Raw genomic sequence first — 13,209 nt, forward strand, 5'->3', positions numbered from 1 at the left:
CGGCCGCATGCCGCTCGCCGTCTACATCCTCGGCCTGTCCGTCTTCGCGCTCGGCACCAGCGAGTTCATGCTCTCCGGACTTCTGCCGCCCATCGCCGACGACATGGACGTGTCGATCCCGCAAGCCGGGCTGCTGATATCCGCCTTCGCGATCGGCATGGTGGTCGGCGCGCCGCTGCTCGCCGTCGCCACCCTGCGGCTGCCGCGCAAGACCACACTGGTCGCCCTGATCTCCGTGTTCGGCCTCGGCCAGGTCGCGGGCGCGCTCGCGACGAGCTACGAGGTGCTGTTCGTCTCGCGGGTGGTGAGCGCGCTCGCCTGCGCCGGCTTCTGGGCCGTGGGCGCCGCCGTGGCCATCGCCATGGTGCCGGTGACCGCGCGGGCCCGCGCGATGGCCGTGATGATCGGCGGACTGTCCATCGCCAACGTCCTCGGCGTCCCGGCGGGCGCCTTCCTCGGCGAGCACCTGGGCTGGAGGTCCGCGTTCTGGGCCGTGGGCGGCGCGTCCGCCGTCGCGCTCGTCGGCGTGGTGACCCTGATCCCCCGCATCCCGCTGCCCGAGCGGCGGCCCAGGCTGCGGGGCGAGCTGGCGATCTACCGGGACCGCCAGGTCTGGCTCTCCATCGTCGTGACCGCCCTCGCCGCCGGCGGCGTGTTCTGCGCCTTCTCCTACCTCGCCCCGCTCCTCACCGACGTGGCCGGACTCGCGGACGGCTGGGTCCCGACCGTGCTGGCGCTGTTCGGGGTCGGTGCGCTGATCGGTACGACGATCGGCGGCCGGGTCGCCGACGCGCACCTGTTCGGCGTACTGCTCTCCGGCATCACCGCCTCGACGGTCCTGCTGGCCGCGCTCGCGCTGTTCGCCTCCAGCCCCGCCGCGGTGATCGTCCTCTCGCTGCTGCTCGGCGTCTCCGCGTTCTACACGGCGCCCGCGCTGAACGCGCGCATGTTCAACGTCGCCGGTGCCGCGCCCACCCTCGCCGGTGCGACGACGACCGCGGCGTTCAACCTGGGCAACACCGGCGGGCCCTGGCTCGGCGGCACGGTGATCGACGCGGGCCTCGGGTACGCGGCCACCGCCTGGGCGGGCGGGGCGATGACCCTGGTCGCGATCGCCTTCGTCGCCGTCTCCCTGCGGCTGCACGGCCGGTCGCGCGTCGTGATGGGCGGCATGGCCGCCGAACCCGCGGGCGCGGACCGGGCCCAGCGGGTGTGACGCCGGTCGAGCCCGGGATACTCACTGGGTGTTCGAACAGGCATCGCATATGATCATCGGCAAGGGCGGGGTCGTAGCACAGAGGTAGTGCGCCGCGACAGCATCTCGGAGGACGCCGGTTCGAATCCGGTCGCCCCGCCCCCTTCTTCTTTCGCGCCCCGGCACACATCCGGCCACGGCGCCGCGTCAAGGGGCCGTGGGTCCGGCGGCGGCCCTGGCGCAGCGGTCGGCCAGCCCGGCGAACGCCTCCCTGAGTGCCGGCGGGCCGACGACCTCGACGTCCGAGCCGAAGAGACAGAACGCGGCGGCCAGCGAGGGCCACGACCAGGAGCCCAGCGTGAGCCGGCAGCGGTCCGGGCCAAGTGCCTCGACGGTTCCGTCCCCGGCGTGCGGGGACACCGCCGAGGCGGGCAGGTGGAGCACGGCCTCACCACGGCAGGGCCAGTCGGTGGCACCGTCGTCCGAGCCGCGGAACCGGCCGGTCAGGAAGGCGGCCACGTCCTCGCCGGGCAGGTCACGGGGGCCGAAGCGGGGACCGGTGGGCGTGCGCGGGGTGATCCGGTCGGCGCGGAAGACGCGCCAGTCCTCGCGGTCCAGGTCCCAGGCGACCAGGTACCAGCGCCCGCCCCGGGCGACGAGATGGTGCGGCTCCACACGGCGCGGGGACGGCACGGCGCCGGGCGCGCCGTCCTCCGGGCGGGCCGGGAAGTGGTCGAAGCGCATCACCTCGCGGGCGTGGACGGCGGCACTGAGCGCCGTCAGGACGCCGGTGTCCACCTGGGGCCGCGGCCGCGGCGCGGACCCCGCGACGGAGACGACGGAGACGACGGGGAGCGCGTCGATCCGGTGCCGCAGCCGCGCGGGCATCACCTGGCGCACGGTGGCCAGGGCCCGTGCCGCGCCGTCCTCGATCCCGGCACCGGTGGCCGCCGCGGTCCGCAGCGCGACGGCGAGGGCGACCGCCTGCTCGTCGTCGAAGAGCAGCGGCGGCAGCCGCATACCGGCGTCCAGCCGGTAGCCGCCGTCGGGGCCCTTCACCGCCAGCACGGGATAGCCCAGCTCGCGCAGCCGGTCGACGTCGCGGCGCAGCGTGCGCGGACTGACGTCCAGCCGCTCGGCCAGCACCGCACCCGGCCAGTCCCGGCGGGCCTGGAGCAGCGAGAGCAGGGACAGCAGCCGTGCCGAGGTCTTCTGCATGACCCCCATGCTCGCGCACATAGCGGCCACAACCTGACCGCTACCTCGACCAGAGTGGGCGCAGCGGGGCCGAACCGGCCCCACGGACGGCCCGAACCCACGGGCCGTCCCACCGCTTCCCGTACGTTCTCCGAGGCAAGGAGCCCGACATGACCGCCAAAGCCGTGACCCACCTGAACTTCCGTGGTGACGCCCGCGAGGCACTCACCTTCTACCAGGCCGCCTTCGGCGGGGACGTGACCCTGGTGACGTACAAGGACGCCGGCGGCGTCCAGGAGCCCGCCGAGGCCGACCAGGTGATGTTCGGTCAGGTGGCCACCGCCGACGGCCTGTGCGTGATGGCCTACGACGTGCCGTCCGCCCTGCCGTGGAACCAGGGCGAGAACGCCTTCTTCGTGTCGGTCCGCGGCGAGAGCACCGAGGAGATCACCGCGTACTGGGAGAAGCTGACCGACGGCGCGACCGTACTGCGCCCCCTGGGCGCCGCGCAGTGGGCGCCCCTGTACGGCATGCTGCGGGACCGGTTCGGCGTCACCTGGGTCCTCGACGTCGTGAGCGAGTACAACGCGTGAGCGTGCTCGGCGCCCGGTCGCTGAACCGGGCGGCACTCGCCCGGCAGCTGCTGCTCGACCGCGCGGACCTCCCGGTCCTCGACACCGTCGCGCACCTCGGCGGCATGCAGGCGCAGGAGCCGCAGGAGCCGTTCGTCGGACTGTGGTCGCGGTTGCGCGACTTCGCGCCCGGGGCGCTCGACGACCTGCTGACCGGGCGCCGGGTGGTGCGCACCCATCTGATGCGCCGCACCGTCCACCTCGTCACCGCCGAGGACCTCCTGGCCTGGCGCTCCCGCCACGACGCCATGCTGTGCGGACGCGTCCTCGGCACCTACCGCCGCGAGCTGGAAGGGGTCGACCTCGGCGCACTCGCGGCGGCCGGGCGGGCGGTCCTGGCCGACGGCGAGCCCCGCTCGATGACCGGACTCGCCCGGGCCGTGGCGGAGCAGTGGCCGGACGTCGCACCGCGACCGCTCGGAGAGATGCTGGTCGCCGCGCTGATCCCGATGGTGCAGCTGCCGCCGCGCGGGCTGTGGCGCACCAGGGCCGGGGTGCGCAACGCCCCGGTCGGGGCCTGGCTGGGCCGCGAGGTCGACCCGCCGGCCCCGCCGGGCACCGATCCGGTCGGTGCGGCGCTGGTACGGCGCTACCTCGCCGCGTTCGGACCGGCCGCCTCGGCGGACCTGCGCGCCTGGTGCGGCCTCGCGGGGCTGCCCGCGGCGGTCGCCGCGGTACGCGGGGAACTGGTCGTCTTCCGCGACGAGCGAGGCCGGGAACTGCTCGACCTCCCGGACGCACCGCGACCCGACCCGGACACCCCGGCCCCGGCGAGGTTCCTGCCGGCGTTCGACAACGCGGTCCTCGGCTACCGGGACCGCGGCCGCGTCATCGACGACGCGCACCGCGGCCTGTCGGTCACCGGCGCCCGTTTCGTCCTCGTCGACGGCCGGGTCTCCGCGACCTGGACCGTCGAGGACGGCACGGTGACCGTCACCCCGCTGCGCCGGCTCACCCGGCCCGAGCGCACCGAGGTCGCCGAGGAGGGGCGGGCACTGGCCTCCTTCCTCTCAGACGGCGCCGTCGACCGGGTCAGGTTCCGCGCGGCACCGTCCTGAGCGAGGGGTGACCCGGAACGCCCCGCCCCGGCAGCGTCAGGCGCTCGCCACGACGTCGGCGACCACACAGCTGACGTTGTCGGGGCCGCCGGCGCCGTTGGCGAGGGCGACCAGCTCCCGGACGGCACGCTCGGGCTCCCCGGCGCCGGCCAGCACCCGGTGGATCTCTCCGTCCGACGCCACCGTCGGCAGCCCGTCGGAGCAGAGCAGGTAGCGGTCCCCGGGCCGGGCGTCGTGCAGACGCATGTCGGGGGTGCCGTCGGCGCCGCTGCCCAGGGCCCGCACCAGCATGGACCGCTGGGGGTGGGAGGCGGCCTCCTCCGGGCCGATGCGCCCTTCGTCGAGCATCGCCTGCACCACGGTGTGGTCGTGCGTGATCCGGAACAGTTCGCCGTCGCGCAGCAGGTAGACGCGGCAGTCGCCGATGTGGGCGAGGGCCAGTTGCGAGCCGGTCCAGAACATGGCGGTGAGCGTCGTTCCGGCTTCCTCGGCGGAGCCGGTCCGGACGGCGCCGTGCACCGCCCGTTCGGCCTGCTCGACGGCGTCCGCCAGGACGTCGAGGAGACCGCCCGCCGGGACGCCGTCCGTCTCCAGGTGCTTGAGCGCGTCGACGGCGGCCGCGCTCGCGGGGGCGCCGCCGGCACCGAACCCGTCGGCGACGGCGAGCAGTCGGGACCCGGCATAGGCGGTGTCCTGGTTGGTCTCGCGGACCAGTCCGGCGTCGGAACCGGCGGCGTAACGGATGCTCAGTGGACTCATTGCGGCTGTCATGTCGGGGTCCTCCCGTTCCAGATGACCGACGAGGAAGGCGACCAGATCGCGCCGTGCGGCGAAGTCGGCCTCGGTCCGCGCCCAGAAGGCGCGGATCTCCCGGGCGGCGGCCCCCGCGTCCAGCGAGCACACGTGCCGGATGCGGACCAGCGGCATCCCCAGCCGCCGCAGCCAGGCGACGAGCCGGGCCCGCTCCAACTGGTCCGGCGCGTAGAGGCGGTAGCCGGTGACCGGGTCGACGCGGGCGGGCGGCAGCAGACCCAGTTCGTCGTAGAGCCGCAGCGCCTTCGGCGACAGCCGGGACGCCTTCGCGAACGCCCCGATGGTCAGCAACCCCATGCCCACCCCTCCTCGTACCGGGCGCGTCGCCCGGTGACACCGATGCTGCGGCCTGCCCCAAGGTGAAGGTCAACCACACCACGACGTGGCCGCGGTCGGCTGCCCGTGGCAACGAAATGCGGCGTACACCCATGTTCGTGATCTACACCCGGGGGAGAGGAGCACGGGAACGCACTACACCCGACGCAGTACGCCGGTCCAGACCCAGGGTCGGATCAAACGCCGGGAACCCCGGGCGAGCATGGATGTGTACCCCGGTCCGCGCCTCCGCCTTCCCCCCATGTGCCGGGTCTTCGTCCTGCCCGCAACCCGACGGATTGGTCCACAAGGTGGCTACGTTTCTCTATCGACTCGGCCGGAGGGCGTTCCGGCGCCGCGGCCTCGTCGCCCTGCTGTGGGTGGCCCTGCTCGTGGGCGCCGGCGTGGCCTCGTCCGCCGCGCCGGCCCCGCCCGAAGACTCCTTCTCCATGCCGGGCACCGAGTCCCAGAAGGCGTTCGACCTGCTCGACGAGCAGTTCCCGGCCGCCAGCGCCGAGGGCGCCACGGCCCGCGTCGTGATCCGTGCTCCCGAGGGCGCGAAGATATCCGACGGAGCCGGCAAGGACCGGGTCCAGGACCTGGTCGCCGACCTGAAGGCCGGACCGCAGGTCGCCTCGGTGGACGACCCCTTCAAGGCGAACGCCGTCAGCAAGGACGGCACCACCGCCTACGCCTCCGTGACCTACAAGGTCAACGCGATGGAGCTGACCGACGAGGCCCGGGACTCGCTCACCGCCGCCACCGACACCGCCCGCGCGGGCGGGTACACCGTCGAGACCGGCGGCGACGCGGTCGTGGCCGAGCAGGAGATGGGCGGCACCGCCGAGCTGATCGGCATCGGCGTCGCCGCGATCGTGCTCCTGCTGACCTTCGGCTCACTGGTCGCGGCCGGTATGCCGCTGCTCTCGGCGATCATCGGTGTCGGCATCGGCATCTCCGCCATCGGGGCGCTGGGCAGCACCCTGGAGCTGTCCGCCACCACCTCCACGCTGGCCATGATGATCGGCCTCGCGGTCGCCATCGACTACGCCCTGTTCATCGTCTCCCGCTACCGGGCCGAGATAGCCGAGGGCCGCGCCCCCGAGGAGGCGGCCGGACGCGCGGTCGGCACCGCGGGCTCCGCGGTCGTCTTCGCCGGACTCACCGTCGTCGTGGCCCTCGCCGGGCTCGCCATCGTCAACATCCCGATCCTCACCAAGATGGGCCTGGCCGCGGCGGGCACCGTCGGCATCGCCGTGCTGATCGCCCTGACCCTCACCCCGGCCCTGCTCGGCTTCGCGGGCAAGAAGGCCCTCAGCCGCAAGGACCGCAAGGCACCCGCCGGGGCGCGGGCCGCCTCCGGCAAGCCGAAGCTCGGCACCCGCTGGGCCCGTTTCGTGCAGCGGCGCCCGGTCACCGTGCTGCTGACCGCGGTCCTCGGCCTCGGCGTGATCGCCGTACCGGCCGCCGGCATGGAGCTGGGCCTGCCCGACGAGGGCAGCTCGGCCCCCGACACCACCCAGCGCAAGGCCTACGACATGCTGTCCGAGTCCTTCGGGGCCGGGTTCAACGGCCCGTTCATGATCGCCGTCGACGCGCGCGACGCCGACGACCCGAAGGCCGCCGCCGACACGGTGAGCGAGAAGATCACCGGACTGGGGAAGGCCGCGGCGGTCACCCCGGCCAGCTTCAACGAGAAGGGCGACACGGCCGTCCTCACCGTGGTGCCCCAGACCGGGCCGAGCGACGTCGCCACCGAGTCGCTGGTGCACGACATCCGCTCGCTGTCCGGCGACATCGAGGCCGACACCGGCGCGACCATGCTGGTCACCGGCGCGACCGCGATGACGATCGACTTCTCGCAGACCCTGGACGACGCGCTCATCCCCTACCTGGCGCTGGTCGTCGGGCTCGCCTTCCTGCTCCTGATGCTGGTGTTCCGCTCGGTCCTCGTGCCGCTGAAGGCGGCCCTGGGCTTCCTGCTCTCGGTGGCCGCGGCGCTCGGCGCGGTGGTCGCGGTCTTCCAGTGGGGCTGGCTCGCCGACGTGTTCGGCGTGGACCAGCCGGGTCCGATCATGTCGATGATGCCCATCTTCATGATCGGCGTGGTCTTCGGCCTGGCCATGGACTACGAGGTCTTCCTCGTCACCCGCATGCGGGAGGCGTACGTCCACGGGGAGTCCCCCGCCGAGTCCGTCACCACGGGCTTCACCCACGGCGGCCGGGTCGTCGCGGCGGCCGCGATCATCATGATCAGTGTCTTCTCCGGCTTCATCCTGGAGAACGACGCCATGATCAAGATGATGGGCTTCGGCCTCGCGATCGCGGTCCTCTTCGACGCCTTCGTGGTCCGCATGGCCATCGTTCCGGCCGTGCTCGCCCTGCTCGGCACCAAGGCGTGGTGGCTGCCCAAGTGGCTGGACCGCGTCCTGCCCAACGTCGACGTCGAGGGTGAGAAGCTGCACCGCGAACTCGGCGACACCGCCACGCCCCCGGAGCCCGCCCGGGAGCCGGAGACGGCCGGAGTCTGACACCCGCGTGCACGGCGGCCCCCGGTGACCTGGAAGCCCAGGTCACCGGGGGCCCTGTGTCACAGGTCCCCGGCGGCGTCCGTGAGCGCCTCGTCGAGGACGGCGACGCCCCGGGCGATCTCGTCGTCGCTCGCGGTCAGGGGCGGCGCGATGCGGAAGATGCCGCCCATTCCCGGGAGCTGGACGATGTTCATGTGCAGCCCCAGCTCGAAGCAGCGCCGGGTGACGGCGGCGCCGAGCCGGTCCGCCCCGCCGTCACCCAGCACCTCGTCGCCGACCAGTTCCATGCCCAGCAGCAGCCCCCGGCCCCGGACGTCGCCCACGACCCGGTGGCGGGCGGCCAGCTTGTCGAGGCCCTCCCGCAGCGCCGTGCCGAGGGTGCGTGCCCGCTCGTCCAGCCGGTCGCGGACCAGGACGTCGAGGACGGTGTTGCCCACGGCGGCCGGCAACGGGTCGTTGACGTGCGTGGTGAAGAACAGGAACCCGCGCTCGTGGGCCCGCTGCTCGATCTCCGGGCTGGTCAGTACGGCGGCCAGCGGCAGTCCCGCGCCCAGCGTCTTGGACAGGGTGAGGATGTCCGGGACGACGCCCTCGTGCTCGAAGGCGTACCAGTCGCCGGTCCGGCACAGTCCCGTCTGGGCCTCGTCCAGGATCAGCAGCATGCCCCGCTCGCGGCACTTGTCCTTCAGCGCGGCGAGATAGCCCGGCGGAAGCTCGACGACGCCGCCGGAGGAGAGGATCGGTTCCACCAGGCACGCGGCCAGACTGCCGACCGACTGCGCGTCGATCATCTCGAAGCCCAGGTCCAGCTGGCGGCGCCAGTCCAGCTCGCCGTCCGCGCCGACGACCGAGGGGCGGTAGCGGTCGGGCACCGGCAACGCGAAGTTGCCCGGGGCCGCGGGGCCGTAGCCCTTGCGCCCCGCGCTGTAGGTGGCGTTCGCCGCGGCCTGGGTCATGCCGTGCCAGGACCGGGCGAAGGAGACGATCTCGTGGCGGCCGGTGACGAGCTTCGCCATCCGTACCGCGGCCTCGTTCGCCTCCGCCCCGGTGGTCAGCAGCAGCGCCTTGTCCAGCGGCTCGGGCAGGGTGCCGGCCAGCCGGCGGGCCAGCTCGACGACCGGGCGGCTGAGCATGCCGCTGTGCAGGTGGTCGAGGTGCGCGACCTGCTCGCGCACCGTGGACACGATCGCCGGATGGGAGTGACCGAGGATGGCACTCATCTGACCGGAGGTGAAGTCCAGCAGTTCACGGCCGTTCTCCGTGAACACGGAGGTGCCCGCGGCGCGCACGACCACCTCGGGCGAGAAGGGCGCGTGGCCGGAGTAGCGGATCAGGTGACGCCCCGCGTCGGCGCCGGAAGTCTCGGAAGGCATGCGACCGACGTTAGGGACGGGCCACTGCGCGTGTCCATCGCACAGTTTCGATGCATCTGTACGTCAGAACCGTACAGACCGGCCCGGTACGCCGTACCATCTCCGCGTGCTCAACTCCGGACGCCTGCACCTGCTCAGTCAGCTCGACACGCTCGGCACCGTCCGTGCGGTCGCCGAAACGCTGCACCTGAGCGCTTCGACGGTCTCCCAGCAGCTGGCGGTGCTGGAGACCGAGACCCGGTGCCGGCTCGTCGAACGGACCGGGCGGCGGGTGCGGCTGACCCCGGCCGGGCTTCTGCTGGCCCGCAGGGGCCGGGAGATCCTCGACCGGATGGCCGACGTCGAGGCCGAACTGCGTGCCCTGAACGACGAACCCATCGGCACCGTCCGGCTCGGTGTGTTCCAGAGCGCGATCTACAGTCTCGCCGTCCCCGCGGCGAACCGGCTGGCCACGACCCACCCCCACCTGCACCTGGAACTCGTCGAGATGGAGCCGCACGAGAGCGGTCCCGCCCTGCGCTCGGGCGACGCGGACGTCATCGTCACCACCACCGACTACACCGGCCTGACCTGGGGCGCGGACATCGAGGTCATGACGCTGGGCAGTGACCCGGTCGTGCTGGTGCTGCCGCTCGGCCATCCGCTGGCCTCCCGCACCGCGGTGAACCTGGCGGCGTGCAAGGAGGAGACCTGGGCCTGCGACCGTCCGCAGTCGTACATGGCGGACCTGACCGTGCGGCTTTGCCGCGAGGCCGGGTTCGAGCCCCGGGTGGCCTGCCGGTTCAGCAACTACCTCATGCTGCTGCGGCACGTCGAGACGACGGGGTCGATCGGTCTGCTGCCCGCCCTCGCCGTCACGGCCGACCACGCCGTCGTCACCCGGCGGCTGAGCCCACCGGTGCACCGCAACGTCGCCGTCGTGGTGCGGCGCGGCACGCCCCGGCGCGCGGCGGTGAACGCGGTCATCGCCGCCCTGCGCGACCACCCGGAGATCGAGGCCCTGGCCGCCCCGGACCCGGCCCGCGAGCGCGGTGACGAGGGATCCCACCCCTGACGGCTCCCACTCCCGACGGGGGGACTCCGGCGGTGGAGTTCGTCGGGCATGACGTGGCCCGACGGCCCGACGGCCGGACCGCCACCCGGGCGGGAGGTCAGGAGCCGACGGCCGCGGGACCCTCGGCACCGGCCTCGCCGGCCGGTCTGAACTCGACGGCGACGACGCCGTCCACGCTCCGGCAGTGCTCCTCCAGGAGCGGGGCGGACACGTCGGCCGGGAGCCGGCCACTGAGCACGACATGGCCGTGCGCCACGTCCACCTGCACCGACGACGGCGCCAGGCCGAGCGCCTTCACCAGGGCCTCTTCGATGATCTCGGTGCGGATCGCGCGGTCCGTGCGCAGGAAGACCCGCAGCAGGTCGCTCCTGCTGACGACCCCGGCCAGCCGCCCCTCCTCGTCGACGACCAGCAGCCGTTTGATGCGGTGCCGGGCCATCACCCGGGCGGCTTCCACCACGCTCCAGCTCTCGCGGGCGCACAGCGGGGGAGAGGTCATCAGCCCGTCCGCGTCCGTGGCGTCCGCCTTGCCGGCCGCCGCCGCCCGGGACCACTCGGCGTGCTCGGGCGAACCGTCGGGCTCCCCGCCCCACATCTTCTGCAGAAGGTCCGCCTCCGACACCACGCCCACGGGACGGTTCTCCCCGTCGACCACCGGCACCGCCGTGATGTCGTACTCCAGCAGCAGGTGGGCGATCTCCTTGAACGGTGTGCCGCGCTGCACGCGCACCACGGCGTCACTCATCAGGTCGCGCACCGTCTGGTGTTTCATCGAGCGTCTTCCCCTCCGCTGCCGGCCCCCGCGGACCGGCGTTCGTCCTTCTCGTCCGTGAAAACGATCGATCGGCCTTCGGAGTGCCCCACCACCGCGCGGGGACTGACGAGGAGCAGTGCGATGTCGTCACCCGGGGTGGGGGCGTGCCGGATGAGGCTCTCGGCCATGGCGTCGAGGTCGCCGGGGTCACCGTGTTCCAGAAGCCCCGCGAGAGCCGCGATCGCGTCGTCGAGGTCGACTCCGGGCGCCTCGACCAGGCCGTCGGTGTAGAGGGCGAGCACACAGCCGGGCGGCAGCGGGAACTCCAGCGAGGGGTACACGGTGTCCGGCTCGATGCCGAGGAGCAGACCGGGTGGGACCCGCAGCGGCTCGACGCGCCCGTCGGCGTGGCGCAGCAGGGGAGGAGGGTGCCCGGCGAGTGCCACGCAGGCACGGTGGGTGGCGAGGTCGAGGTGGACGTAGGCACAGCTGGTGAACAGGCCGGGGTCCAGGTCGGTGAGCAGGCGGTTGGTGCGGGCCAGGACGTCGCCGGGCGGCGCACCCACGGTCGCGTGCGCGTGCACGGCGGTGCGGACCTGCCCCATGAGGGCCGCCGCGTCCACGTTGTGTCCCTGTACGTCGCCGATGGTGACGGCGGCCGTGTGCTCGTCGAGGCGGATGACGTCGTAGAAGTCGCCGCCGATGCCCAGCCCCCGGGCCGCCGGGAGGTAGCAGGCGGCGACGTTCAGACCGGGCACGTGGGGGAGGGAGTGGGGCAGCAGGGCGGACTGGAGGCGGTGGGCGAGGTGGTGCTTGGCGTCGTAGAGCCGGGCCCGGTCCAGGGCCTGCCCGACCAGGCCGGCCAGCGACGTGAGGGCGGCCCGTTCCCCGGGCGGGAAGACGTGGGGCCGCTGGTAGGAGAGCAGAAGGGAGCCGATGGGGCGGCCGGAGGCGATCAGCGGCAGCACGGCCCAGGCGGCCATCCCGTCTTCGTGCGTCATCGCGGGATAGGCCTCGTGGAGTTCCTCGAACGTCGGCCAGAAACCGGGGACGCCCGTGGCCATGACGTCGGCGCCGGGGACGGCCGAGGACAGGGGGAGCCCGTTGAAATGCTTCAGGAGCTCCGGTTGGTAGCCGCGCTGTCCGACGATCCTCAGACGGCCGTCCTCCGGGATCATCACCACCATGCCCTGCGCACCCAGTGCGGGCATCAGCTGGTCGGCGGTCTGCTCGACCACGTCCGGCACGCTGACGGCCTCGGTCAGGGTGGAGGCCAGGTGCATCAGGTGGTAGAGCACCGTGGCACGGCTGGGTCCCGTGCTCCGTCCCGACGGGGGTGAAGGTGCGTCCGCGTCCGGGCTGCCGGGGACGATGCGGACACTCAGGCCGGTGGCGTCCGGGTACAGCTCGAAGGTCAGCCACGTCTTCGGCGGGCGCAGCACCGTGAAGGCCTGTGGTCTGCGGCTGACCAGCGCGGCCCGGTAGCGGTCCTCCACGTGCGGCACGTCCATCCAGGGCAGCGCCTCCCACGGCAGCGCGCCCATCAGCAGGGACCGGTCGACACCGAGCAGTCCCGCGGCCCCCGGAGTGACGTAGGTGAGGCGTCCCTGCAGGTCCAGCGCGCACGAACCGCCGGGCAGGCGGTCCACGAACGCGGACAGCGCGGCCGCCTCGCCGGGGGAGGACGGGCGCGGGGCCGCCGGCGGCACGGTCCGGGGGCGGTCCGGCACCAGTGGCTCGCCACGGGCCAGCGTCCGCTCCATGCTGTCACCCAGCCGGCGGCAGCCCGCCCGGACGGCGTCCTGTTCGCCGCCGTTCAGCCGGGTCGGGTGGTCCCCGGCCCACAGCAGCACCAGCCCGCCCCGGACGGCGGCGCCCGAGGTCACCGGCGCGGCCGCGAGGCCGAACTCGTACGGCAGGACGAGCGCCAGCCGCGGGTACTGGCGTGCCATGTTCTCCCGGCCGGCGGCCCACACCAGACGGCGTTCCCGGATGGCGTCCGCGACGGGCATGGGGTCCTTGAGTCCGACCCGCCGCCACGGGGCGGCCATCTCCTGCGGGACCCCCGTGATCAGAACCTGCCACGCGGCGTCCTCGCCCGGCGGCAGTGCGTACAGGATCCCTCCGTACGCACCGCTCGCCCGCACCACCGCGGCCATCGCGGAGTCCATCAGCCGTCCACCCGTGTCCGCGCCGACAGGGCTGCCCGACGCCGGCCACACCGAACATCACCCATATCTGGACACTACGCCCGTCCCGCCGCGACGGCACGCGAGGACGGGGGACG

The 13,209-nt window shown here is 73.4% G+C and carries 10 protein-coding genes and 1 tRNA gene; 6 read left to right on the forward strand and 5 right to left on the reverse strand.

Annotated features, from left to right (window positions below; translation table 11 throughout):
• Positions 1-7 precede the first annotated feature (7 nt).
• Together Sco07f_RS31435 and Sco07f_RS31440 are read left to right on the forward strand one after the other, a co-directional pair.
• Positions 8-1,216 (forward strand): Cmx/CmrA family chloramphenicol efflux MFS transporter, encoded by a 1,209-nt coding sequence (locus Sco07f_RS31435; RefSeq protein WP_108989881.1) that lies wholly within the window; start codon positions 8-10, stop codon positions 1,214-1,216.
• Positions 1,217-1,281: 65 nt separating this feature from the next.
• Positions 1,282-1,356, forward strand: a tRNA-Leu gene (locus Sco07f_RS31440).
• Between the two features lie 46 nt (positions 1,357-1,402).
• On the opposite strand, the gene Sco07f_RS31445 is transcribed toward Sco07f_RS31440, so the two are convergent.
• Positions 1,403-2,413 (reverse strand): helix-turn-helix transcriptional regulator, encoded by a 1,011-nt coding sequence (locus Sco07f_RS31445; RefSeq protein ID WP_167468280.1) that lies wholly within the window; start codon positions 2,411-2,413, stop codon positions 1,403-1,405.
• 149 nt (positions 2,414-2,562) lie between these two features.
• Here Sco07f_RS31445 and Sco07f_RS31450 point away from each other — a divergent pair, with 149 nt between their 5' ends.
• Complete coding sequence (locus tag Sco07f_RS31450; protein ID WP_007388002.1) at positions 2,563-2,985, forward strand: VOC family protein; 423 nt, start codon at positions 2,563-2,565, stop codon at positions 2,983-2,985.
• Positions 2,982-4,082, forward strand: a complete 1,101-nt coding sequence (locus Sco07f_RS31455; RefSeq protein ID WP_108989802.1) for a winged helix DNA-binding domain-containing protein — start codon at positions 2,982-2,984, stop codon at positions 4,080-4,082. Before Sco07f_RS31450 ends, Sco07f_RS31455 begins: the two co-directional genes overlap by 4 nt.
• Positions 4,083-4,118: 36 nt before the next feature.
• Here Sco07f_RS31455 and Sco07f_RS31460 read toward each other — a convergent pair whose 3' ends face one another.
• A complete protein-coding gene (locus tag Sco07f_RS31460) occupies positions 4,119-5,192 on the reverse strand; it encodes a MerR family transcriptional regulator (protein WP_174855443.1) in 1,074 nt (357 codons plus the stop codon).
• A gap of 329 nt (positions 5,193-5,521) precedes the next feature.
• Here Sco07f_RS31460 and Sco07f_RS31465 point away from each other — a divergent pair, with 329 nt between their 5' ends.
• Positions 5,522-7,741, forward strand: coding sequence for an MMPL family transporter (locus Sco07f_RS31465; RefSeq protein WP_087793119.1), 2,220 nt, complete (start codon positions 5,522-5,524; stop codon positions 7,739-7,741).
• 59 nt (positions 7,742-7,800) lie between these two features.
• Here the strand turns inward: Sco07f_RS31465 and Sco07f_RS31470 are convergent, their stop codons facing one another.
• Positions 7,801-9,114, reverse strand: a complete 1,314-nt coding sequence (locus Sco07f_RS31470) for an aspartate aminotransferase family protein (RefSeq protein WP_108989804.1) — start codon at positions 9,112-9,114, stop codon at positions 7,801-7,803.
• Between the two features lie 106 nt (positions 9,115-9,220).
• Here Sco07f_RS31470 and Sco07f_RS31475 point away from each other — a divergent pair, with 106 nt between their 5' ends.
• The gene (locus tag Sco07f_RS31475; protein WP_087792487.1) at positions 9,221-10,168 is read left to right on the forward strand and encodes a LysR family transcriptional regulator; all 948 of its coding nucleotides are present in this window, start codon (positions 9,221-9,223) and stop codon (positions 10,166-10,168) included.
• 97 nt (positions 10,169-10,265) lie between these two features.
• Here the strand turns inward: Sco07f_RS31475 and Sco07f_RS31480 are convergent, their stop codons facing one another.
• On the reverse strand, positions 10,266-10,940 hold the full coding sequence (locus tag Sco07f_RS31480) for a CBS domain-containing protein (RefSeq protein ID WP_087792488.1): 675 nt from the start codon (positions 10,938-10,940) through the stop codon (positions 10,266-10,268).
• Entirely contained in the window at positions 10,937-13,093 is a 2,157-nt protein-coding gene (locus tag Sco07f_RS31485) for a SpoIIE family protein phosphatase (protein ID WP_108989805.1), read from the reverse strand. Before Sco07f_RS31485 ends, Sco07f_RS31480 begins: the two co-directional genes overlap by 4 nt.
• Positions 13,094-13,209 lie beyond the last annotated feature (116 nt).

The organism is Streptomyces coelicoflavus, assembly GCF_003112555.1.
Classification (GTDB): Bacteria; Actinomycetota; Actinomycetes; order Streptomycetales; family Streptomycetaceae; genus Streptomyces; species Streptomyces coelicoflavus.

Excerpts from the sequence above, each read along its gene's own strand:
- Sco07f_RS31470 (WP_108989804.1), bottom strand. The coding sequence starts at position 9,114 with ATGCCTTCCGAGACTTCCGGCGCCGACGCGGGGCGTCACCTGATCCGC.
- Sco07f_RS31450 (WP_007388002.1), top strand. The coding sequence starts at position 2,563 with ATGACCGCCAAAGCCGTGACCCACCTGAACTTCCGTGGTGACGCCCGC.
- Sco07f_RS31480 (WP_087792488.1), bottom strand. The coding sequence starts at position 10,940 with ATGAAACACCAGACGGTGCGCGACCTGATGAGTGACGCCGTGGTGCGC.
- Sco07f_RS31460 (WP_174855443.1), bottom strand. The coding sequence starts at position 5,192 with ATGGGGTTGCTGACCATCGGGGCGTTCGCGAAGGCGTCCCGGCTGTCG.
- Sco07f_RS31435 (WP_108989881.1), top strand. The coding sequence starts at position 8 with ATGCCGCTCGCCGTCTACATCCTCGGCCTGTCCGTCTTCGCGCTCGGC.
- Sco07f_RS31485 (WP_108989805.1), bottom strand. The coding sequence starts at position 13,093 with ATGGACTCCGCGATGGCCGCGGTGGTGCGGGCGAGCGGTGCGTACGGA.
- Sco07f_RS31445 (WP_167468280.1), bottom strand. The coding sequence starts at position 2,413 with ATGCAGAAGACCTCGGCACGGCTGCTGTCCCTGCTCTCGCTGCTCCAG.